The 20519-nt window shown below is 71.8% G+C and carries 22 protein-coding genes and 1 tRNA gene; 14 read left to right on the top strand and 9 right to left on the bottom strand.

Translation table 11 applies throughout. From position 1 onward, the window contains the following. Nucleotides 1-8: 8 nt before the first annotated feature. The 5 genes from AC067J_RS07610 to AC067J_RS07590 all read right to left on the bottom strand — a co-directional run bounded on the left by AC067J_RS07610 (nucleotide 9) and on the right by AC067J_RS07590 (nucleotide 5297). Nucleotides 9-1559: an SCO6880 family protein gene (locus AC067J_RS07610; protein ID WP_401002310.1), complete on the bottom strand. Its 1551-nt coding sequence runs from the start codon at nucleotides 1557-1559 to the stop codon at nucleotides 9-11. 24 nt (nucleotides 1560-1583) lie between these two features. Then, nucleotides 1584-2990, bottom strand: coding sequence for an SCO6881 family protein (locus AC067J_RS07605; RefSeq protein WP_478297032.1), 1407 nt, complete (start codon nucleotides 2988-2990; stop codon nucleotides 1584-1586). 89 nt (nucleotides 2991-3079) lie between these two features. Beyond that, nucleotides 3080-3766: a hypothetical protein gene (locus AC067J_RS07600; RefSeq protein ID WP_478297031.1), complete on the bottom strand. Its 687-nt coding sequence runs from the start codon at nucleotides 3764-3766 to the stop codon at nucleotides 3080-3082. Continuing rightward, a complete protein-coding gene (locus AC067J_RS07595) occupies nucleotides 3767-4087 on the bottom strand; it encodes a DUF6112 family protein (protein ID WP_401002307.1) in 321 nt (106 codons plus the stop codon). It lies immediately after the preceding gene. A gap of 97 nt (nucleotides 4088-4184) precedes the next feature. After that, nucleotides 4185-5297 (bottom strand): C40 family peptidase, encoded by a 1113-nt coding sequence (locus AC067J_RS07590; protein WP_401002306.1) that lies wholly within the window; start codon nucleotides 5295-5297, stop codon nucleotides 4185-4187. Nucleotides 5298-5732: 435 nt separating this feature from the next. On the opposite strand from AC067J_RS07590, the gene AC067J_RS07585 reads away from it, so the two are divergent. The 10 genes from AC067J_RS07585 to AC067J_RS07540 all read left to right on the top strand — a co-directional run bounded on the left by AC067J_RS07585 (nucleotide 5733) and on the right by AC067J_RS07540 (nucleotide 14778). Beyond that, nucleotides 5733-6485 carry a DNA-methyltransferase gene (locus AC067J_RS07585; protein WP_478297030.1) on the top strand — a complete coding sequence of 251 codons (753 nt, stop codon included), beginning with the start codon at nucleotides 5733-5735 and terminating at the stop codon, nucleotides 6483-6485. Between the two features lie 69 nt (nucleotides 6486-6554). Then, a complete protein-coding gene (locus AC067J_RS07580) occupies nucleotides 6555-7325 on the top strand; it encodes an SPDY domain-containing protein (protein WP_401002304.1) in 771 nt (256 codons plus the stop codon). Nucleotides 7326-7385: 60 nt separating this feature from the next. Next, nucleotides 7386-8141, top strand: coding sequence for an SPDY domain-containing protein (locus AC067J_RS07575; protein ID WP_401002303.1), 756 nt, complete (start codon nucleotides 7386-7388; stop codon nucleotides 8139-8141). Continuing rightward, the gene (locus AC067J_RS07570; RefSeq protein ID WP_401002302.1) at nucleotides 8138-8995 is read left to right on the top strand and encodes a DUF317 domain-containing protein; all 858 of its coding nucleotides are present in this window, start codon (nucleotides 8138-8140) and stop codon (nucleotides 8993-8995) included. Before AC067J_RS07575 ends, AC067J_RS07570 begins: the two co-directional genes overlap by 4 nt. A gap of 76 nt (nucleotides 8996-9071) precedes the next feature. Next, nucleotides 9072-10049: an SPDY domain-containing protein gene (locus AC067J_RS07565; RefSeq protein ID WP_478297029.1), complete on the top strand. Its 978-nt coding sequence runs from the start codon at nucleotides 9072-9074 to the stop codon at nucleotides 10047-10049. Nucleotides 10050-10231: 182 nt separating this feature from the next. After that, on the top strand, nucleotides 10232-10828 hold the full coding sequence (locus AC067J_RS07560; protein ID WP_401002300.1) for a hypothetical protein: 597 nt from the start codon (nucleotides 10232-10234) through the stop codon (nucleotides 10826-10828). Continuing rightward, the gene (locus AC067J_RS07555; protein ID WP_478297028.1) at nucleotides 10825-11217 is read left to right on the top strand and encodes a hypothetical protein; all 393 of its coding nucleotides are present in this window, start codon (nucleotides 10825-10827) and stop codon (nucleotides 11215-11217) included. Before AC067J_RS07560 ends, AC067J_RS07555 begins: the two co-directional genes overlap by 4 nt. Continuing rightward, a complete protein-coding gene (locus tag AC067J_RS07550; protein WP_478297027.1) occupies nucleotides 11214-13337 on the top strand; it encodes an SPDY domain-containing protein in 2124 nt (707 codons plus the stop codon). The genes AC067J_RS07555 and AC067J_RS07550 overlap by 4 nt, the downstream gene beginning before the upstream one ends. A 64-nt stretch (nucleotides 13338-13401) precedes the next feature. Further along, a complete protein-coding gene (locus tag AC067J_RS07545) occupies nucleotides 13402-13662 on the top strand; it encodes a hypothetical protein (protein WP_478297026.1) in 261 nt (86 codons plus the stop codon). A gap of 231 nt (nucleotides 13663-13893) precedes the next feature. After that, nucleotides 13894-14778 carry a hypothetical protein gene (locus tag AC067J_RS07540; protein ID WP_478297025.1) on the top strand — a complete coding sequence of 295 codons (885 nt, stop codon included), beginning with the start codon at nucleotides 13894-13896 and terminating at the stop codon, nucleotides 14776-14778. A 187-nt stretch (nucleotides 14779-14965) separates the two neighbouring features. On the opposite strand, the gene AC067J_RS07535 is transcribed toward AC067J_RS07540, so the two are convergent. Beyond that, nucleotides 14966-15868, bottom strand: a complete 903-nt coding sequence (locus tag AC067J_RS07535; protein WP_478297024.1) for a DUF5655 domain-containing protein — start codon at nucleotides 15866-15868, stop codon at nucleotides 14966-14968. A 264-nt stretch (nucleotides 15869-16132) separates the two neighbouring features. Between AC067J_RS07535 and AC067J_RS07530 the strand changes: the two genes are divergently transcribed. Together AC067J_RS07530 and AC067J_RS07525 are read left to right on the top strand one after the other, a co-directional pair. Continuing rightward, complete coding sequence (locus AC067J_RS07530) at nucleotides 16133-16846, top strand: DUF6083 domain-containing protein (protein ID WP_478297023.1); 714 nt, start codon at nucleotides 16133-16135, stop codon at nucleotides 16844-16846. 90 nt (nucleotides 16847-16936) lie between these two features. Continuing rightward, on the top strand, nucleotides 16937-17494 hold the full coding sequence (locus tag AC067J_RS07525) for a hypothetical protein (protein ID WP_401002293.1): 558 nt from the start codon (nucleotides 16937-16939) through the stop codon (nucleotides 17492-17494). 427 nt (nucleotides 17495-17921) lie between these two features. Here AC067J_RS07525 and AC067J_RS07520 read toward each other — a convergent pair whose 3' ends face one another. Then, complete coding sequence (locus tag AC067J_RS07520; protein ID WP_401002292.1) at nucleotides 17922-18305, bottom strand: DUF6011 domain-containing protein; 384 nt, start codon at nucleotides 18303-18305, stop codon at nucleotides 17922-17924. Between the two features lie 615 nt (nucleotides 18306-18920). On the opposite strand from AC067J_RS07520, the gene AC067J_RS07515 reads away from it, so the two are divergent. Together AC067J_RS07515 and AC067J_RS07510 are read left to right on the top strand one after the other, a co-directional pair. Then, nucleotides 18921-18993 (top strand) — tRNA-Lys (locus AC067J_RS07515). A 200-nt stretch (nucleotides 18994-19193) separates the two neighbouring features. Then, nucleotides 19194-19445, top strand: a complete 252-nt coding sequence (locus tag AC067J_RS07510) for a hypothetical protein (protein WP_478297022.1) — start codon at nucleotides 19194-19196, stop codon at nucleotides 19443-19445. On the opposite strand, the gene AC067J_RS07505 is transcribed toward AC067J_RS07510, so the two are convergent. After that, nucleotides 19432-20130, bottom strand: a complete 699-nt coding sequence (locus AC067J_RS07505; RefSeq protein ID WP_478297021.1) for a permease prefix domain 1-containing protein — start codon at nucleotides 20128-20130, stop codon at nucleotides 19432-19434. The genes AC067J_RS07510 and AC067J_RS07505 overlap by 14 nt on opposite strands. Then, entirely contained in the window at nucleotides 20127-20468 is a 342-nt protein-coding gene (locus AC067J_RS07500; RefSeq protein WP_478297020.1) for a PadR family transcriptional regulator, read from the bottom strand. The genes AC067J_RS07505 and AC067J_RS07500 overlap by 4 nt, the downstream gene beginning before the upstream one ends. Nucleotides 20469-20519 lie beyond the last annotated feature (51 nt).

Below are 20519 nucleotides of genomic sequence, written 5' to 3'. Positions count from 1 at the left end.
TTCGGCGGTCAGAGGCGGGCCAGCGGGAGGGCGGCGGCGGTGAAGGCCTCGGCCTGCTGGAGGGTGAGGCGGCGCAGGTCGATCAGGGCGGCGACGGCGGCGGTCTCGACCTGGGCGCAGGCGGCGCTGAGCTGCTCGGCGTCGTCGGCGGACACCACGAGCAGGCCGGTCATGGCGACATCGGCGTGTCCGGCGATCAGCTGGAGCTCGCGTGCCTTCACGTCGGCGTACTCGACGGTGTCGGCCTCGGAGTCGACCTGGCCCCGGCGCACACGCTCGGCGGCGTCGGCCACGATGGTGGCCTTCTTGCGCTGGACGTCCTTGAGGGCGGCGTCGATCTGCTGCGGCGTGTAGTGCAGGGACAGCGTTCGCCGCACGCCCGAGGAGTACAGGAGCTGGTGGAGGAAGCCTGCCGAGGTTTCGGTGCGGGGCCACTGCTCGATCCAGAAGGTGGCGTGGTGCGCGCTGTCGGTGCGGATCTTCTCGGGTTCCTCGACGAGGACGACGGGGCCGGCGGCGGCGACGTCGGCCTCGGGGCGGCCGGAGTCGGACCAGCGTTCCAGGGCGCCGAGGACGGCGGGGTCGTAGGCGGTGCGAACGACGGCGGCGATCTCGCCGGCGGTGAGCCAGCCGCCGGGCACCAGGCCCGCGCCGCGCACGGACTGGTCGAGCGAGGCGGTGAGCTGGGCCAGGACCGAGAATGCACCGGCCAGGCCGCCGCCGGCCTGGTTGATCAGGCGCCGGGCCTCGCGCAGGTCGAGGGCGATGGCGATGTAGGCCTCGTGGGGGGCCGCGGCGGGGCCGGCGGCTGCGAGCAGGTCGGCGTAGATCGGGCCGGCGACCGGGGTGTTGGGCAGGCCGTGTTCCAGCCAGTACCGCTGCAGGGCGTCGCCGCTGTCGGGGACGGTGCGTTCCAGGACCTGGATGCGGGCGATCTGTCCGGAGCGGGACAGGGCGGCGAGTGCCCGGCCCCAGCCGCGGACGTTGTCGGACTGCGTGGCCGGGTCGAGCAGGGCGAAGGCCCGGGAGGAGACGCGGGTGACGGCGGTGAGTGTCCCCTGCTGCTGGTCGTGGACGGCGCCGAGCCGCCCGTCGGGCGAGGTGACCGCGCGCAGCGAGGCGGCGGTGCCGGGCAGGTGCAGCAGGCCCTCGACGGTTGGCCGGGTGGAGGGCCGGGCCAGCCAGATCAGCTGCCCGCGGGTGCGGCGCAGCCAGTAGCGCAGGCCGATCGGTGCCCACTCGGCGAGGGACCGGCCGCGTATGCGGAAGACGACGGCGACGGCGAGCAGTACCCACAGCGGGGTCAGGGCGAGGGCGCCGAGGATGCCGACGGTCATCAGGACGGCGAGCAGGAGGGCACCGCCGAAGGCGGTGGCGACGAGCTGGGGGAGGGTGAGGCCGAGGAGGATGCCCCGGCGGGAGCGGGAGGGGAACTTGATCGTGGCGGGTGTCTCGCTGGGCGTCAGGGGATGCTCTCGGGGTGCGGGGGCGGGGAGCCTGCCCCTGCTCCTCCCGACGGGGCAGGACCGGGAGGAGCAGGCAGAGACGTTTCTGCACATGGGGCGGGGGGAAGCGCCGGGCCGTCAGGGGGACGGCGGGCGCTGGGGGAACGTGAAGCGCTGGCCGGCGCCGGAGGCCGCGCCTGCGGCGGAAGGCCCGGAGGGCTGTGCGATCACGGGATCGAAGGCCGGCCCGGCGGAGGCGGGGGCGGCGGGTGCCGTGGCGGAGGAAGCCGGGGCTGCCGTGCCCGAGGTCTTCAGGGCAGGGGAGCCGGCCGCCGCGTGGGCTGCCGAGGCTGTCGAGCTGCCGGAAGGAGCGGAGGCGCCGGGGGATTCGGCGCGGGTGACGAGCGGTCGGCCCTTGTCACCGTCGGCGCGGTCGGAGCGGCTGATCAGCGGAACGCCGCCGTCGCCGTCGCCGCTGCGCTGCTGCCCGTACTTGAACGAGGTGGGCGCGGCCTTGGCGAGGTCGACTGCTCCAGGACCCTGCGGTGCGGCGCCGCTGCCGGAGGCGTTGGCAGTGGCGCCGGACTGCGTGCCGGGGATCTGGGCCGGGCCCTGCGGGGTGGATCCGGCGGCGCCGGCCCCGGCCGCGGCTCCGCCGCCTGCGCCCATGGCCATCTGTCCGCCCTTCTTGGCGGCGGCGCTCGCGACCTGCAGGCCGGCGGCGGTCGAGCGGTGCAGGTCGTGCGACTGCCCGTCACCGGCCCAGTGGACGAACTTGTAGATCATGAAGGGCGACAGGAGGACCAGGGCCATGACGACCAAGCCGGCGATGATGTCGCTGAGAGCCTGTATGCCGTCCTTGGTGTCGGACTTCCCGAGGGCGGACACGCCGACCAGCATGATGATCGTCATCACGAGCTTGGAGAACACGACGGTGGCGGTCGCCTCCACCCAGCGGCGCTTCCAGTCGCGGGTCGGCTCCCACGGGCCGCCCGCGGCAGCGAACGGCGCGAGGATCACCAGCACGAGGATCGACACCTTGCGGAAGATCATCATGCCCCAGTAGAGGATCGCGCCGACGGCGCAGCCGAGCGCGACCAGGGACGGTACGGCCCAGCCCAGCGGGGTGGTGATGGTGATCATGCTGACCTTGACGAGGCGCCGCACTGCATCGTCCATCGAGGAGTTGGCGATGGTGAACAGCCCACGCGACAGCGCGTCGACGACCACCAGCGCGACGCTGGTGAAGGAGATCGCGCACATGGCGAAGAACACTGAGCTGATGGTGGCGGTGACGGCCTGGCCGAGGGCCTGGCCGTCACGTCTCCAGGCGGCCCTCACCAGTTGAAGCGTGAAGGTCATCACGATCATGGTCAGGGCGATGGGCAGGATGAGGGCGTAGTTGGTGCGGAACCAGGCGGCACCGAGGTCGACGTTGGTGGTCTGGTCGACGGCACGGCTGGCGAGGTCGACGGCCGACTTGGCGAGGTCGCCGGCCGACTTCGCGATCCAGTTGCCGATGCTGGAGGTGATGGAGTCGGACACGCCGCCGACGACGGTGTCGCACAGCAACCCCGCACCCGGAAGATCACAAAATCCGATGGTGTCCTCCTAGTGGTAGAGCGGGACGGGGGTCAGGGGTAGACGGTGGGGGCGATGGCGGCGAGCGTGCAGTCCTTGCCCGGGCGGCACTGGACGGCGAGGGTCAGCGCGCGGGCCTCGGCGCCCCGGCCGCCGTCGCTCCAGGCGATGTCGACCTTGCCGGTGACGGTGACGGCGTAGATGTACGCCCTGGTGAGGGCGGTCGGGTCATTCGCGATGGCCTGGGCGTAGGTCGCGGGGACGTGGGCCTCGATGTCGCGGGCCGTGGAGGTCTGGGCGTTGTCGCGCAGCCGGGACCACAGCACCGGGTCCGGCACCTGGCCCTCGACGCTGGCGCCGTCGGCGTACTCGATCTCCGGGGTGAGCCACAGTCGCAGGCCGGAGACGAAGCCCTCCTGGGTGACCGCGCGGGCGTCGTAGGTCCACAGTGTCTGGGCGAACGCCGCAGCGAAGCCGGTCGGGCTGGTGGTGTGCGGCGGCCGGGCGACGGTGGGGCCCGCTTCCGCGGGCAGGGTGTCCGGCGGTCCGACCGGTGGGGCGGGTGTGGGATCAGGGCGGGCGGCGGGCGAGGGGCCGGCCGGGGGAGGGGCGGTGTGGCCGCCGCCTGCCAGCCGGGCGAGGAGCCCGGCCAGCAGGCCGACGACCAGCAGCACGCCCAGTCCGATCAGCAGCCGGTGCCGCAAGGGCGAACCGCCGCTGGTGGAAAGGGGCTTGGGCACTTACTTGACCTGCGTCCCGAGCGCGGAGAAGAAGGCCACGAGCCCGTTGGCGGCGCCGAGGAGCAGGGCGACGCCCCCGGCGACCATGGCGCCCTGCTTGCCCTTCTGTTCGGCTCCGTGTGATCCCGAGTGGTGGCCCCAGGCCCAGACGACGCCGGCGACGCACATCGCGCCTACGGTCGCGACCACGGCGAACAGGTTGATCGAGGACACGACCTGCTTGAGGACCGTGAGGCCCGGCAGACCGCCCTCGGCCGGGGCGACACCCGGATCGTAGGCGAGGTGGGAGACAGCCTCGGCGGCAAGGATGAGCGACGACAAACGGGTTCTCCGGAAGGGGATTTGGGCGCGCGAGAGCGCGAAGCGGCGCCGTCGCGGCGCGAGAGAAAGAGAGAGAAAAAGGGGGAGAGGCGAAAGCTCAGGGGGCGACGCGGCGGATGTCGGTCACGCCGGATTTCCACGCACTGAACTGAGCGATCCGCACCACGTCACCCGTGTGCGGGGCGTGCACGACGAGGCCGGAACCGATGTACATGCCCACGTGCTCGGGCCCCTTGGGGCCGGGTTCGGTGAACAGCAGGTCACCGGCCCGCAGGTCGCCGAGCGTGACGACGGAGCCCTGCTTGACCTGGTCGTAGGTGACGCGGGCGAGGGTGGCGCCGCCGGCCTTGTACGCCTGCTGCATCAGGCTGGAGCAGTCGCAGCGGCCCATCGGATCCGGGCCGTGGCTGTCAGTGCACAGCCCGCCCCACTGGTACGGCGTGCCCAACTGGCCCAGCGCCCAACGGATCGCGGACTGGACGGCCTGCGGCACGTCGGTAGGGATCTGGTAGCCGGGCGGAAGGGCGCCCGCCGGGATCAGTCCCCAGTCGGTGTCCGTACCCGGCGGTGTGCACGACCCGGCGCCGGCGACGGGCGCGGTGCCTGTCGCCGGGGCGCCGATGGCCGCACCGACCGCCTGCTGCAGGGCGATGGCCAGCGTCTCCCATTGCGCGTAGGCGTCGGGGAATCCGCTGCGCTGCACCTCCTGCGCGGCGACGGTGAGCGGCATCTCCTGCCAGCCCTTCACCTTCAGCAGCGCCTTGTAGAAGGACGTGCTCGCGTACACCGGGTCCATGATCTGCTCGACGGATCCCCAGCCCTGGGACGGGCGTTGCTGGAAGAGGCCGAGCGAGTCGCGGTCGCCGCCGTTCAGGTTCCGCAGCCGCGACTCCTGCATGGCGGTGGCCAGCGCGATCACCTGGGCCCGGGGAGGGACCTGCAGCGCGACACCGGTGGCGACGATCTGTTGGGCCATTGGGATCTGCACGCTCGGCAGATCCAGGCCCGGCACCGGGGTGGTCGGCCCGACCTGGCCGCCCAGGATCTGCTTGACCGCGGCTTCGACCGCCGCCGCGTCCACAGCCTGTGGATTGCCCGAGGTCGAGCACGCGGCGGAGGCGTCCTTGGCGGTGACGATCGCCAGGGGAAGGATCAGCGCGAACGGTGTCAGAAGAACGGCGGCGCCGAGACCGGCGGCGACCTTCTTCACACGGCCCGCCGGTCGGCCGCACCCTTTCGGTCGGCGCCCGGCGGGCGGGCAAAGGTGGAGATGGGCAGGTTGATTCCCGTCACGTGGAAACTCCGATCGTGTGGAGCGCGGGCGGCTCGTCCAAAGGCGTCCCGGCGCAGCGGTGAGAGGGTCGAATAACACCCGAGAGATTGGCGCCCGCAGTAACCGGCGGAAGTTCCCGCTTCCATCGGTGCTGGTCAAGGCACTCTCGGCGTCGGTTAACACGCTAAGGGCCCGCATATCTCCCGTGCAAGGAATTCACGGATATCCGCGAATATGCGTGAATTCCTTGCACGGGAGATATTGCGGCGCCTATGGTCTCTCCAGGCCCGCCGGTGTACCACGCCGCGGGCCTTTCTGTGCGCCGCCGAAAGGCCATGGCGCAGCCTGTTGGCCCCCATCTTGCGAGGTTCCTTGCCCGACTACACCCTCCACCGGGGCGATGCCCTGACCCGCCTGAGTGAACTGGAGAGCGGCTCCTTTGACTGCGTGATCTGCGACCCGCCCTACAACAGCGGAGGCCGCACCACCCAGGAGCGCGTCGGCCGGTCCGCCCGCGACAAGTACACGACCGCGGGCTCCAAGCGGGTCCTGCCGGACTTCCCCGGCGAGAACAAAGACCAGAGGTCGTACGGCTTCTGGCTGTCCCAGCTGCTCGCCGAGGCCTACCGGCTGACGGTGGACGGCGGCACCGCCTGCATCTTCGCGGACTGGAGGCAGTTGCCGACCACCACCGACGCGATGCAGGCCGGCGGCTGGCTGTGGCGCGGCATCGTGCCCTGGTACAAGCCCTCCGCCCGCCCGCAGAAGGGGCGCTTCACCCAGAACGCCGAGTTCGTGGTCTGGGGCTCCAAGGGAGCGATGGACGGCGACCGCAACCCGGTCTACCTCAAGGGGCTCCTGGAGGGCAGCCAGCCCAGCGGCTCCAAGCGCCAGCACATCACGCAGAAGCCGGTCGGCATGATGCGCGAGCTGGTGCAGATCTGCCCGCCCGGCGGCCGGATCCTCGACTTCACCGCCGGATCCGGGTCCACCGGGGTCGCCGCTCTCCTCGAAGGCCGTTCCTTCCTCGGCGTGGAACTGACCGACCACTACGCCGACATCGCCGAGCAGCGCCTTGCCGAGGCCAAGCTCGCCGCCGAGGAAGCCGCCGTGCAGCCCGCGTAGCCCGCCCTGCTCCTCCGCGCGCCGCCCCATCCCGATCTTGGAGTCGACCTGCCCAGCAACTGCCCCGCCATGCCCGCCGCCGAGCCCGAAACCCCGGACAAGGACTGCTTCGACGGCTGGAGCCTGCACCAGCTCCCGGACGGCGGAGAGGTGTTCGCCAGCCCCTGCCAGCGGGTTCGGCTGCACTTCCCGTCGACACCCGCCTGGGACAGCGCCGTCACCGTCGCCGCCTACAACGGGCCGACCGGCGAGCCGCTGTGGCGCGCCCGCTTCGACGACACCGCGCCCGACACGGTGATCGGCTCGCTGATGTGCGCGCTCGCCCACGACCTCGCGCAGCCCGACCGCTACGACCAGCAGCGCGCGCTCGTGGGACCCGCTGTCGAGGACCCGGACGACCTCCTGGCCTCGGCCAGGCACTGCCCCGGCGCCACCTCGCCCGCTTGGTGCGGCTGCCCCCGGGCCTTCGGCCTGGACCGCACCTACCTCACCCGAGCGGGGTGGCGGCTGTGGGGCCTGCACGACGACGGACGCCGCTGGCACGCCCACTTCGACGCGGCGACACCCGCCCACCTCATCGCCGCGGCCTGCCACCCGCTCGACGAGCACCCCACCTGCGGCTTCGCACCGGAGACGGCCGACGGCCCGCACGCCGGCCGGGCGAGCGCGCCGCTGGAGACGCTGCTCGCCGCCGCCCGCAAGGTCGTCGCCGAGACCGGACGCACCTCGGCGACGGCCCTGGCCGAGGGCCTGCGCGCCCGCGGCATCCCCGTCGGCACCGCGCGGGCCCGCAAGATCGCCGCGCTCCTCAAGGCCGAACGCGCCGCCAGCCTGCTGTAGAACCCGCACGCAGGGCGGCCCCGGAACAACCGGGGCCGCCCCCACCTCTCTGGAGCACCGATGACGCCGCCGCCCGCCCACGACATGCCGATGGTCGTCCACCCCGGATACCTCGCCGGCCCCGGCGACGCCCCGCACGCCCTGCACACGTTCACCAGGGGACGCGAGGACTGGACGCTGACACCGGTCGGCAACCAGCTCGTCGCCGCGCACCAGCGGCACCCCGTCCTGCTGACCCTCGACCCGGACGACGACGGGCCACGCTGGACGATGGCCTCCCTGAGCCACCCCGCCGGCCTGCTCGAATGGCACGCCACGTTCGATGCCCGAACCCCGGCCGAGGTCGTGACGGCCGTGGCCCGCCGCCTCGCCTTCGCCCTGGCCCAGAGCACCGACGCCGAACGCGACCGGCAGCTCTGGGGACACGACCACCCGGTCGCCGGTACCGCGGACGCCCTCGACGCCGAAACCACGCGCGCCCACCACTGGACCCGCGCCGGCGACCTGCGCACCACCCTCACCCTCGACAACCCCGACGGCACCGCCGCCCTGCGCGTCCACCGCTTCGTCGAACGCTCCGGCAGCGACCCGCTCGACACCGTCTTCACCCTCCGCGCCGGGGCCCGCGGCCACCAAGACGACTGGTGGCGAGCCGAGTTCAGCCGCTGCATCCCCACCGCCGTCCTCCTCGCCGCAGTGCGCACCGTCACCGACCCCGGCCACTACGAGCGCCACGCCTCCCAGATCCCCATGCTCCACCGGTCCCTCCTGCGCACCCACCCGGTGGCCCGCCGCCGCCCGCAGGCCCGTCCGTGAGCGATGACCACATCCCGTCGCCCCCGGCCTCCGGAAGCCGGGCCCTGGCTCCCGACACCCTCGTCACCGTCACCCCGGGCCACCTGGCCGGTCCCGGCGACCCCGATGCGGGCTTTGCCGAGTTCTTCGAGGACTGCCCCGGCTGGAAGCGCTACCGTCCGAACGACGAGACCTCGGTCGCCGTCCACGAACAGCTCACCGCCAGGATCGAACTCGACCACGAGGCGACAACCGGACCACGCTGGACCATCGCCTCCTACGAGTCGCCGGTCGGCGAACTCGACTGGCGGGCCACGTTCTGCACCCGGACGCCGGTCGAGGTGGTGATGGCCGCGGCCCGCCAGCTGTCCGCAGCGCTGAACTCCTTCTCGGCGACTGCGAGCGACGAACTCCTGTGGGGTCGGCACCCCCGCCGCGAAGCGATTCTGCAGTCCGTGGCGGCGGGCGACCCGCCCTGGCAGGAGTACCAGCCCGCGCAGGAGTTCATCCGCCCCGACCGTACGGGCGGCATCCGCACACAGGAATCCGGTGCGCACCACCCCGCCTCGGCGGTGGAAGTCACTCTGTGGGCAGGCCCGCGAGGATACGCCGACGCCCGATGGCAGGCCCAGTTCACCCGGAACACCCCGAGCATGCTGATCACGGCCGCTCTCGACGAGGTCGTCCAGCCGCTGCCCGCCACGCGGCTCATGAACCAGGTGCCCGCGCCCAACCTGACGCAGGTCCGCGCCGAGGCGCGGCACCCGCGCCGAGCCGCCGCCGCCGTCCGCGGACGCCACACGTCCCCTGGCGCTCATGCGCTCCGGCCCGGTTCCACCGAGTCGGCCATCAGGCAGGCGAAGCGACGCTCGTGACCGACCCGGTGCCACAACGGGAGAGCACGAATGCCGTTCCGGCGGTCGTACCGAACCGGGCACCAGCACCGCAGCCGTGGCCGCGCCTGCGGGCGACGGCCACCAGGACCACCAACGCTCCTGCCGCGCTTCCGAGCAGGAGCCGGACCCGCCCACCGCCAAGGCCCCACCCCCGATCCCTACGGAGACCCACCTGACCTCCACCACCCAGGCCGCGGCAACCGAGACCGACGGCGACACCCACGTCCACCCCGTCTACCTGGCAGGCAGCCGCTACACCGGGGACTTCGCCCTTCAACCGCTCCTCGACCTACCGGACACTCGGGCCCACAACGACGAGTACGGCAACTTCTACCTGACCACCGCAGACGGTCGGATCCGCATCGGGTTCATCCCGGAGCAGGACTGGGACACCCTGTGGCAGCTCGCCGTCGCCCCGGGGCCCTTCGCCGACCCCCACTGGGTGGCGAGCTTCTCCGATGACACACCGACCGAGATCGTCACCGCCGTCACCACGAAACTCGCCGACCTCTACCGGCCGAGCGAGGACGCATGGCTCACCGAGCGCACCGCCGGCCCACTGGAGTGGATCGCACCCTACGCCGCAGCCGGCTGGACCGCCCACGAAGTCGATACCGGACAGCTCACCCTGCACTCACCCGACACCCTGGCCAAGGTCACCTACAGCCTGCGCCCGCTCGCCCGCGAGGACGCCGAACAGGCCGGCCAGGACGGCCGGTACACCATCGGCACCGTGTCCAGGACAGGCTGGTACGGACGGTTCAGCAGCGGCACACCGTCCCGGATCCTCGACGCCGCCTCCGCCGCCATGCTCGACCCCGCCCCCATCCCGCGCTACCGCAGCGAACTCGGCCCCTACAGCCGACGAACGGCCTCGATCACGCCGATCACCCCACCGGCTCCCACCCCGGCCGACCTCCAGCGGGCCGCAGCCCGAGTCCGCACCGCCCCGAGGATCCTCCTAGCCGCCCCCGCCGACGCCAGCACCCGGCTCGCCTGGACCACGACCACGCCCGGCCCGAGACGCCGCTGACCCCAGCCGCTACCCATTCCCGTGCAGCGCCGCCGCGCCCGACGCCTGCACCGCGGCCGACAAGGAGAAACCCCATCCCACCCACCTACACGATCAGCCGCTCGGCGACCACCGGCACCATCGCCGAAGGCCCCTTCGACGACCTCGCGCTCACCCTCCTGCGGCGCGAGGGTTTCAACGACATGCACATCGCAGGCGGCACGCTCCACGCCCAACTGCCCCACCACCTCAGCGAGCAGGACCAGAACCGGGCAGCCTCCTCAGCGGCGAGTCTCCTGCACGCCAACGGCTTCACGGTCGACCTCGACCCGGCACTCGGCACCCCGCCGCCCACCGCCGCCTTCGTCCCCACCGCCGTCCCCGACCCGGCAGCCGCCCTCGCCGACCTGACCCACCGCCTGAGCACGGGCGACACCGGATACGACGGAACAGCACGCCTCACCCAGGCCGTCCTCGGGCCCGACGGCGCCCTCGCCCAGCTCGTCGCCTTCACCGAGGGCGCCGCTGCCTGGAGCGCGAGGCTCGGCCACGGGCCGGGCGACGACCTGTCCGACCTCCTCGCCGAGAGCGCCGACACCCTCGGCGAACTCCAACGAAGGCTTGGCGACACCGCGACACGCATCACCACCATGGGCGCCAGCTGGGAACCACACCGGTCCAGCCCCCGCCAGGCAGCAGCCACCGCCGGAACCCACTCGACCAGTACCGGCACCACTCCCGCGCCGCAGACACCGGTACAGGCACCGTCGGCAGAACCCCACCCCGGTCGGCGCCGATGACCGACACCACCCCATCCCTCGTCACCTTCGGCACGTTCGGCACCACCGTGGTGGCCGTCGGGGCCCGGCCCGAGCGCCACCCCGACGCCGCCCGCCAGCTGGAGAAGGCCGGCTTCGCCTACCGGCCGGACGCCGGCGTGCACGAGCTGCCCGCCGAGACCCACCCCCAGGACGTCGTCCTGCGCATCGAGTTCGCGGCCGACCTCCTCACCGCCGCCGGGGTCGACGGCCTCGGCATCGACCCCGACCTGACCCGGCTGCTGGAGCAGCAGGCCCGGCACCTCTCCGCACAAGCCCACACCGCAGGCCTTCCCGGCCCGGACGGCCCACCTGCCCCGACACCCCGAGACCCGCACGGAGGTGCCCCGTCGCCGACCCGGACACGATGATCGACGTCACCCCCCGGTACCTGGCCGGGCGCGACTACAGCAACCAGGTCTTCGACCGGCTCGTCACACGATGGGGGTGGGGCCGCGCCGATGCGACCGAACTCAACCAAGAGTTTGGCTGGAGTCCCGACCATCGATTCCGCCTCGGGGCCGGCCAACTCGACCCCGGCGCGTGGTGGCGCATCGCTGCGGCGAAGGAACCGCTCGGGCCGCCCGAGTGGCAAGCGGGCTTCTCCCAGGAGACCCCGCCCGAGATCGTCCTCGCCGTCACCGAGGAACTCGCCCGCACCGGCTCGGCCATCGACTGGACCGGCGAGAGCCATCCGGCGCTCAAGGCCCCCACCGACCGCCGGACCCTGATCCACACCCTCCTCGACGCCGGCTGGCGCAGCACCTACCGCGACGGGCGCCTCGACCTGGAGGCCCCCGACCACCTCGCCCGCGTCCAGATCCGCATCGACCCGCACGGCGACCCGTTCGACCTGATGAGCCAGCCCCACCTGTACGTCGAGGTCGGCCCCCGCGACACGGGGGGCTACCCGCCGTACTGGCAGGCCATGCTCACGACGACCGCCCCCACCGTCGTCGTCGACGCCCTCGCCCAGGCCCTCACCGACCCCACCCCCCTTCAGCGCGACCGGGACTGGGTGGACGAGGAACTGCTCGCCCACCTCGGCCACACGGTCGATGGTGTGCTCGCCGACACCGATCCACAGGCTCCCGAGCCGCGCGAGGCTGCCCGCCCGTACACCGAGACGGACCTGCGGGAAGCGGCAGCCGAGGTCTGCGAGGAAGCGCTGGAGTGGACCGAGGACCTCGACCTCACACCCGACATGTACATCGAGGACCGGCTCATCCCCAGCAGCCGAACCGGCACCCCCACGACGTGGGGCCAACTGCCGTCGGAGCAAAAAGCCCTGGCGTACCTGCTGGTGACCGACATGGTCGTCGCGGCCGCGGCGAGTGCACCGGCACTCCTCGACCTTCCCCTGGGCGCCAACCTCGACCCGCTGCCCGCGAGCCGAAAGCCGACCCCGCCCCTCGCTGCGAAGCTCAGCGAACTCGCCTTCACCATAGGCGACCTGAAGGACGCGGCAGCCTACGCCGCTGCGGCGCAGATCAACGGGGTGGACCTCAGCGGAATCGCCGATTCGCTGCACGACCGGCCGGTCGGCGACGGCACCAAGTGGACCTGGGGATCACTGCCGACCGCCCAGCACAAGCAGGCGCTCCACGAGATCGACCGCCTGCTGACCGGGGCTGCCGAGCGCACCCCGGAGCTCTTCGCCCCGGACTTCAGGCCCGCGCCGCTGGCCCTCGTCACCCCGGTCTACCTCGCCGGCCCCGGCCATGACCGCACCTCCGCGGCCAAGCCCTTGACCGACCAGGGCTGGACCACTGAGGAGCAGGGCGACACCACGGTGTACACCAGCCCGTGCCGACGGCTGCGCGCCCAGTCGACCATCGACGATAAGGGGACGAGCTGGACTGCCTCCCTCCACTACCCGCTGGGCGGCGAGGAGGTCTGGCGGGCCAGCGCGGACCGCCGCACCCCGCCGGAGATCGTGGCCGCCCTGCACACCGTCCTCGCCGCCAACGCGGCCGAGCTGGTCCGGCCGTCCCGGCACACCGCACACGGCCTCGCGCCGGTCATCGCCGCAGGCTGGCACGACAACAGCACCCGCGAGCACCTGATGTGGGACTCGCCGGACGCCGAGACGGCCAGCGTCTACCGCTGCACCGCCCCCGCCGGGCAGATGTTCGCCGGGGAGAGCCGCGCCTGGCAGATCAGCGCCGGCAAGCTCGGTCCGGGCGAAGTCGAGGGCTGGACCGTCGAGATGTCGGAGAACATCCCGGCCCCGCTGCTGGAAGCCGTCACGGCCGCCATGACCGACCCCACACCGGTGGCCCGCCTCGGCCGCGACCTCACCTCCGAGCACCTGCTGTACCTCGACGTCCGCCCGCTCGTCCCGCAGACCCCGTCCGGCCCGTCCGGCCCGTCCGGCCCGTCCGCGCGGACGCTGGCCGCCCGTACCAGGACAACCAAAGCCGCGCCCGCAGCAGTACTCACCGGAGAAGTGAAGAGCGCGGCGCCGTCCGGGCACCGCCGCCTCTGCTGACCGTCGCCCCTGACGAGGAATCCTGAAGCCCACCCATGCCACCGTCCCCACCGTCCTCGCCCCGTTGGCAGACGGTCTCGCCACCGGCCGCCAGGCCGTCGCCCGCCGGGGCGGCGTACTGCTCACCGCCGAACTCGCCCAGGCCGGGATCCGGGACAACACCTACAACGGGATCCTGATCCGCGCCGTCCTGCTGGAGAACGGCGCCGAACTGGGCTCGAACCGCTTCGACTTCGACGCCCACGGCACCGTCCCCCGCACCGGCTTCGTCCACACGCTCCACGACCTCGACCGCATTCACCGCTCGGGAGAGCTCGACCCCTAACCCCTGCGCAGCGCAATCGGCCAATACCTGGAGGTCTACGCCGTCGCTCCCGCCGAGCCGCCCCCGCAACACGGCGACGCCCAGGTCGCCACACGTGCCGCAGCCGCCCGGACCACGAGCCCAACCCTCCCCCTCCGGTCGAGCGACACCACGCCCGCGCCCGCTGCGCCACCCATCGACATCACCTCAGGTCCGGCAAGACGGAGCTGGTGAACTGGCCCGAGGTCACCCATGAAGCAGTGCGGGGCTCAAAGCCCTGCACTGGCACCGACGCAACCTGGAGCCCCCGTTCCGGACTTCCACTTCCACGACTGGACACCCGCCGACGATGCGAGCGCCGACGCGCAGGATCAGTTCCTCAAGGCCGACTGGTTCTATGCCCACGGGACGTACGACTTCCTCTCCCGGAGCGTGAGCCGCGACAGCCTCGACGAGTACCTGATCTACGCAGACAGAGGCGCCGACTGGGACTACCCCGGCGTCAACCGGATCTTGTGTGCGCACATCCGCCTCGACCCGGCCGAGCGCACGTTCACCATCGACAAGGCGGGCCGACCGACCTTCGAACTCGGAGCCGCCTGGCTGATCAGCCGCGGCGCCGACCCCGCCGTGTTCCGCTCCGACGTGGGCACACCCAGAGGCCCAAGCACGCTGCAGGAGGCCCAACTCCTCGAACACCTCAGGCTGTTCGGTGATCGGTACCACGTTGTCAACCACGACACCGACACCCACCAGCAGTACGAGACCTGGGCCATCCTCAAGGACACCACGGCGGACCCCGAAGACCAGAGCCGCCTCCTGCTCCTCGAACAATGGCGCTGGGACGAGCGGACATGCAAGCGGACAGTGCGACTGGCCGAGTTCGATTCCTACGACGCGATCGCGGAGTGGCTCGAGGACCGCACAGTTCCCCTGACCACGGCCCAGGGCCGGAGCACGGCCGTTCCGGAGAGCCTTGTCCCGATCACCGGGGCGCTGGAACGCCTGCCAACAGTCGCTCGGCCGGGGCAGATCCACGCGGCGCGGATCCGAACCCTTCCCCCGGGCACCGGAAGAAGCGAAGCCCTCGGCCCCGTGCACGGCCATCATGCGAAGCCCGCAGGCCGCAGTCGCTGAAGCTCCACGGGCGTGCCTGGGCGGGCAGACGCTCGTTGGGCACCGAGAGCGCCCCCATCGGGTCGCGAATCGCGCCCTGCTCCACGCCGGACCGGCTGCCACACCCCCCGGCGGACCGGGCCGGGCAGGCGCGAAGCGCTGGGCGGGCGGGCCGCAGGGCCCGCCCGCCCAGGATCCGGCGCGGCGCTCAGGCGACCGCGTCGAAGCTCGCCCGCAGCAGCGGCATGGCCCGGTCGAGGTCCGCTGCCGAGCCGATCCGAACCTCCAGGTCCCCGGTCCCGTGGTGCCCGATCCTCGACACGTCCCGGGTGAACCCCGGCTCCAGGGGGACGGACTTCGGGTCCAGGCGGAGGAAGACCCGGAGTCCCCCGGAGAGCACCTTCACCGTGGCGAAGTTCCCGCTCCTGCGGTAGGCGATGTAGTGCCGCAACTCCACGCTGTGGGCGTCACCGAACGCCAACAGCCGACCGTCGAGCTCCTTGTACAGCGTCTGGACCTCGACCGGTGTGCTGGCCAGCCGCTGAGCGACCGTACGGCGACCGGCAGCCGGTGCGGCGGCGCTGCCCTGACCGGCCCGGGACGAGGCGCCGGCCGTGGAGGCCACCAGGTCCAGCGACAGCAGCTCCTCGCCGAAGTACTGGTACTCGACCAGGTCGATGCGGCGGCCGATCTCGCCAACGGCGTGCCGGTCGTAGCGGCTGTATGCCGCAGCCACACAGATGATCCGCGGGCTCGTCCAGTCGACCTCGTTGACCGCAGCGGCACCGAGCTTGCGGGATACGAGCGCCTCGAAGTCGGCCTGGTGGTCGCGGAGCCAAGCCATGTAGAAGAGGCCCTGGTTGATGACGTTCTCGTCACGCCCGCGCTTGTACTCCACCACCACCGGCGACCCGTCCTCGTCCAGGCCCAACGAGTCGATCCGCCCGGCGTGCACGGGACCCGTGGACACCTCCGAGTCCAGGAACCGGACACCGAGCAGCGCCGCCATGTTGCGCTCGATGTAGGCCTGCAGCTGCCGCTCCAGCGCGGCCGCCGACGCGGCGATCTCCTCCGCCAGGCCGCCGTTGGTACGGAAGAGCCTCAGTCCCATGCTTCCCCCTTGCGCCTCGCCGCCGGCCCCGCCCGGCGTACAGGAAAGCCACCCTAGTTCCCCGAAAGCGGGCAAACCAGGTCATGTTGCAGATATCTCACTTCTCGTCATGTCGGAATACCAATTCGTTGCGGCCGGTCTTCGTAGGCATGCCTGACGGTATTTCGACCCGGAGATAGGCAGCTGACGACTGCTGGTGGCGCATCGTATTCTTCGGTGATTGATGGACTCTGGACCTCCGAAAGGTGCGGGGAGGGCGGCCCGGTGGCGGACGGTGACTATGGGAACGAGGACCGGAAGAAGGTCCTAGAGGCGTGGGCCGGGGCGATCGGGCGCCCGAGTGGCGCGCACTACTCGCCGTACTCCCGCTGCCGGGAGTGTCTGACCAGCGTCGAGTGGCGGATGACCCTGCGTGGCAAGTGGGTGCCCTTCCAGCCGAAGGACTACCCCCGCGACCGGATGCCGGCGCGAGTGGCCTGGAGTGAGGACGAGGACGGGCTGATGAGGCCCGGCCGCCGCGCCGCCCGTTGCCGACTGATCCACTACGCGGTCTGTCCGGCCCGCATCGGAACCTTGGAGCCCGAACTTGATGCCATTCGGAGAATGCTGGGAGTCCGGGGCCGCAACTTCCGAATAGACAGCGGGGAGGACGAACCCCTGCGCCTGGTGCCGAACGAGTACGGGCTCTCGGTCGCCGCCCAGGAGGAAGGCGCGCTGTGGACTGCCGAGGAAGTCGCCGGGCAGCAGCCGCGCGTCGAGGTGTCGCGATGGGACAACTGGCTCCAGGTGCGTCCCCAGAATCCGGCCTCGCTCAGCGACGAGATCTATGTGGCGCTGAACCGCATGGGGGAGCGGACCGAGGACAGCTGGAGGATTCCCCGGACGCCCAAGAACGAGGGAGCGCTGCGACGGTTCGCAGTCCGGAACGACTGGACGTGGGCCGACCTGCCCGGAGCGGGCCCCGCAGGGACAGCTTGATCCGGAGGCCGGAGCCGGCAGTGCCACGGTGCGGCGCTCATCACAGATCAACAAGGTCGCGGCCGAGGGTGTGATTCGTACACTTACATCATGATCCTTGTCGAGTCCTACCCGGACGCCGCTCCTGTCGCAGAGCTGGTGGAGGCGCTCCAAGCAGTGGCCCCCGGATGCGCGAGCCTGGCCCAGCAGGAGGCCTTCGGTGACCTGCTCGCCGGAGGCGAGAAGGTGTTGCGGGTAACCCCGCACGGGCAGTGGGACTCGTGCTCGACGGGCGCGCCGCATCTGGCCTACACCGTGCGGTGGTCCGAGCCGGAGCAGTGCGGTGGCCCGGCCTCTGCCATCGACTGCCCCTACTGCGTAGAGAACGTGCTGCGGGAAGAAGTCCTCGCTGATCACTCGGGCACACGGGTGTCGCACACCTGGTGGACGGATCTGAACCTGGCCGCCGTCTTGACGGCACCCTTTGACGGTCGGGGCGAAGCGGCCTCGACAACCGCCCACCCGGCGCCCGAGAATGCCGGCGGCTCTACGGAGTCTCCGCGCCCATGGGGCGCCTGGGTCGGACTTGCTGAGGCCATTCTCGGGACCTACGAGGCTGGGGCCCGGCAGGAGTCTGGCAAGAGGCTGCTGGTCGCCATCGGGCGCTGACGCTCAAGCGGCGGAAGCCGCCCGTGACGCGGGATGTATGCGCGCCGTCGTCGAGTGCCCGACTTCGCGAGGAATGCCTGGGGCTGGGCGGGGTTCCAGCGCTCGCTGAGAGGTCCGTTCTGGAGCTGGTCCGCTCCGACTAGTCGAAGAGCCCGTAGATCTCCCGCCGCGAAGCCTCCACGGCCTCCGCCCGAGACAGCCTGCGCCCTCCCCGGCCGAGGGCCCGCTTCCATGCGGCGCTCAGCAAACGAACCACAACACAACACCTCCGTGCACGATCAATATGGGTAAGTCTATCCGGCCATGTACGCCGCGCCTGCCGGGCGACGACTGCCTCGCCATCCATGCCCACCAGAAGCCCGCTGACCGGCGTGAACAGGACGGTTCCCGCACACGAGCATGTGCGGGGACCGTCGTCGTTCCGGGGTCAGAGGAGTCTGTAGCGAGCGCAGGTCGGCCCGTATCCGGCCTGCCGAGATAGCTCATCGGTGAGGGGACGCCCGCACTCCTGGCATGTCGAGGAGGGCCCCCCGCTGGTCGGCTGGCACGACGGGGACGGCGTCAAACCTTGGCCGTTCGGCTGGCCGCGGCCGAGGGCGGAGGACACCAGAGTAGAGATGGCGACGGTTGCAACAGTCGTAGCGATCGGTCCGAGGTGCGGGCGGGCCGCCGCAGCGGCCCTCACGGTCCGTGCACGGACGTGGGCGGCGGCTGTTCGCAAGCGGGATTCCTGCTCCTGCTGGCCGCAGTCCGATGCGGCGACGGGGGCGGTGCGGGGCGTCCACCACCGGTGCGGGGAGTCGTCATCCATACTGCGGCCCTTCGCATCATGAGGGTTGGTCAAAGACATTGTGAGGGCTTCCCGCGCGGAACGGGCTGGGCTCCTGGAATTCAGGGGCTCGGACCTCGGCAGGATCTGTAGGAGACGGCCTAGACCCGCCCCTCGTCGGCGACCGTCGGAAGCTGCTGGACCGGACGGAGTCGGACGTATGGCTGGTGACGACGGAGGGTCACGCGGCAGATTGGGTCGCGCTGGGACTTTCTGTCGCTCGCCGGTGGCTTTGCCTCGACGGCAGGCGCGGAGCGAGGCCCGTCGCCCCGGAGCCGTGGCGGCTGACCGAACTGGATTGGCGAAGCTCCTGAGCCAGGGCTTGTGGTCACCCGCCAAACCGCCGGCTCTGCGGCAGAGTGGCGACCTGGGGCGGTTGGCGACGCGTCAGCTCCCCTCCCGCGGTGTCCATGATGTGTCCGGACGCCTGCGGATGATCCGGGACGCGACGGCACAACCTTGATCGTGCCCACGGAGGAGCGGTGAGGATGCATCGCAGGACGAACCTCGCTAGGCAGGGCGCACCCTGTCTGATCTGCGCAAACGCTGGACAACGCGGCACGCGGCGGCACGCTCTGGCATACTGTCGCCGTTGTAGGGCCGCTAGCTCAATTGGCAGAGCTGCGGACTTTTAATCCGTAGGTTCAGGGTTCGAGCCCCTGGCGCCCCACAAGATCAAAACGTCTCCGACCAGGGCGTTCTCCCTCCGGGAGGACGCCCTTCGTCATGACCGGCTCGGTGGCTCGGCAGTGGGAGCCGGGCGGGGCGGGCATCGCGGCGCCGGCCGCGGTCGGCTCGTGCTTCCTCCGCCCTCACACACCGTCAACGCCGGAGCGAGACCTCGCCCGACCCGCCCGAGGGGACCGGCGAGTGTTCCGGAGCACGCCGGCAGGTGGTGCGGTGGTCGGGCTCCAACTGCTGCTGCTCGCCTCGTGGTCCGTGGTCCGGGTGGTTCCGGTCGCGATCGTGGCCGCCCCGGTCCTGGCCTTCGGAATGTTCACGGACCGGCCTTCGGCCGAGTCCGAGGAGGATACGCACGGTTTCTTCGTCGTCATGGGCGTGACCGTGATCTCGTGCTCGGCGGCGCGCGGGGGAGGCCGGAGGCCGGTCAGGAACTCGTGACCGGCAGGAGGGCGCACTCGCGGCACGCCCGGGCGGAGGCGGCCATTCTCGCGTGGAAGGCGATGGTGACCACGCCCGCGACGGCGGCCGGCAGCCAGCTCGTCGCCAGGACGGCGGCGGCGGTGAGGGTGAGCGCGCTGAGCGCCAGCGCGGCGGCGGCGGTGGTGCCCGTCCAGGCGACCGCCAGCGGGAGCCGTTCCGGGGTGGGCAGCCGGCGGGCGAGCGCGCCGGTGGCCGCGAGGAAGCCGGCCGCCAGCAGCGCGGTGAGCGCCGCGACGCCGCCCAGGTGGAGGATCACCAGCTGGGCCGGTCCCGGCAGCGGTCGGCCCGCCCGGCGGCCGGAGGCCTCCACGAAGTACCAGCACAGGAACAGGAACGGGACGATCAGGAGCACCGCGCGCGCGGTGTGGCGGGCCTGGGCGATGGTCAGCTCCCGCTGGAAGCTGGGCGCGAGCTCGGCGACGCTGCCGAACTCGTCGATCGCCTGGCGGACGGCGTCGGGATCGGGCCCGGGCCCGGGGGACAGGTCGCGGACGGCGTCGAGCAGGCCTTCGCGCAGTTCCGCCACCATCCTGGCCTTGACCCGGACGGGGCCGTGCAGGGCGGCCGTCAGGTCCGCCATGTGGGCCTCGACGGGATCCGCCGTGGCGACCGCCGCGACGGCGTCGACCTCGGGGGTCCTCACGTCGCGTGCCCGGGGGCCCGCACGGGTTCGAGCACCGATCCGATCGCGGTGGTGAACTCCCGCCACAGCGTCCGCTCGGTGTCGAGGCTGCGCCGGCCGGCGTCGGTGAGCTCGTAGCGGCGCCGCCGCCGCTCGCCCGCCGACTCCCAGGCGCTGCGCAGCAGTCCGAGCCGCTCCAGGCGGTTGAGGGCCGGGTAGATGGTGCCCTTGCGCAGTTCCAGGGCGCCGTTGCTGCGCTCGTGGACCGCGGTGATGATCGCGTAGCCGTGCAGTGGGCCGGATTCCAGGACGGACAGCAGCAGTCCGTCCAGATGCCCGCGTACCGCATCCGTCTTCATAGTCAGGCAGCCTACCCAAGCGGCGCGCCCGTGTGCTAGTTATGGATTGGT

The sequence above is a fragment of the Kitasatospora sp. NPDC042419 genome (assembly GCF_056437345.1).
The sequence above is the reverse complement of the archived record's forward strand: the minus strand, read 5'-3'. Positions and strand labels throughout refer to the sequence as shown.

Coding starts and splice junctions, on each gene's coding strand:
- AC067J_RS07575 (WP_401002303.1), top strand. CDS start 7,386: ATGACGCCGCCGCCCGCCCACGACATGCCGATGGTCGTCCACCCCGGA.
- AC067J_RS07540 (WP_478297025.1), top strand. CDS start 13,894: ATGAAGCAGTGCGGGGCTCAAAGCCCTGCACTGGCACCGACGCAACCT.
- AC067J_RS07555 (WP_478297028.1), top strand. CDS start 10,825: ATGACCGACACCACCCCATCCCTCGTCACCTTCGGCACGTTCGGCACC.
- AC067J_RS07560 (WP_401002300.1), top strand. CDS start 10,232: ATGCACATCGCAGGCGGCACGCTCCACGCCCAACTGCCCCACCACCTC.
- AC067J_RS07520 (WP_401002292.1), bottom strand. CDS start 18,305: ATGGATGACGACTCCCCGCACCGGTGGTGGACGCCCCGCACCGCCCCC.
- AC067J_RS07535 (WP_478297024.1), bottom strand. CDS start 15,868: ATGGGACTGAGGCTCTTCCGTACCAACGGCGGCCTGGCGGAGGAGATC.
- AC067J_RS07580 (WP_401002304.1), top strand. CDS start 6,555: ATGCCCGCCGCCGAGCCCGAAACCCCGGACAAGGACTGCTTCGACGGC.
- AC067J_RS07550 (WP_478297027.1), top strand. CDS start 11,214: ATGATCGACGTCACCCCCCGGTACCTGGCCGGGCGCGACTACAGCAAC.
- AC067J_RS07525 (WP_401002293.1), top strand. CDS start 16,937: ATGATCCTTGTCGAGTCCTACCCGGACGCCGCTCCTGTCGCAGAGCTG.
- AC067J_RS07500 (WP_478297020.1), bottom strand. CDS start 20,468: ATGAAGACGGATGCGGTACGCGGGCATCTGGACGGACTGCTGCTGTCC.
- AC067J_RS07610 (WP_401002310.1), bottom strand. CDS start 1,559: ATGTGCAGAAACGTCTCTGCCTGCTCCTCCCGGTCCTGCCCCGTCGGG.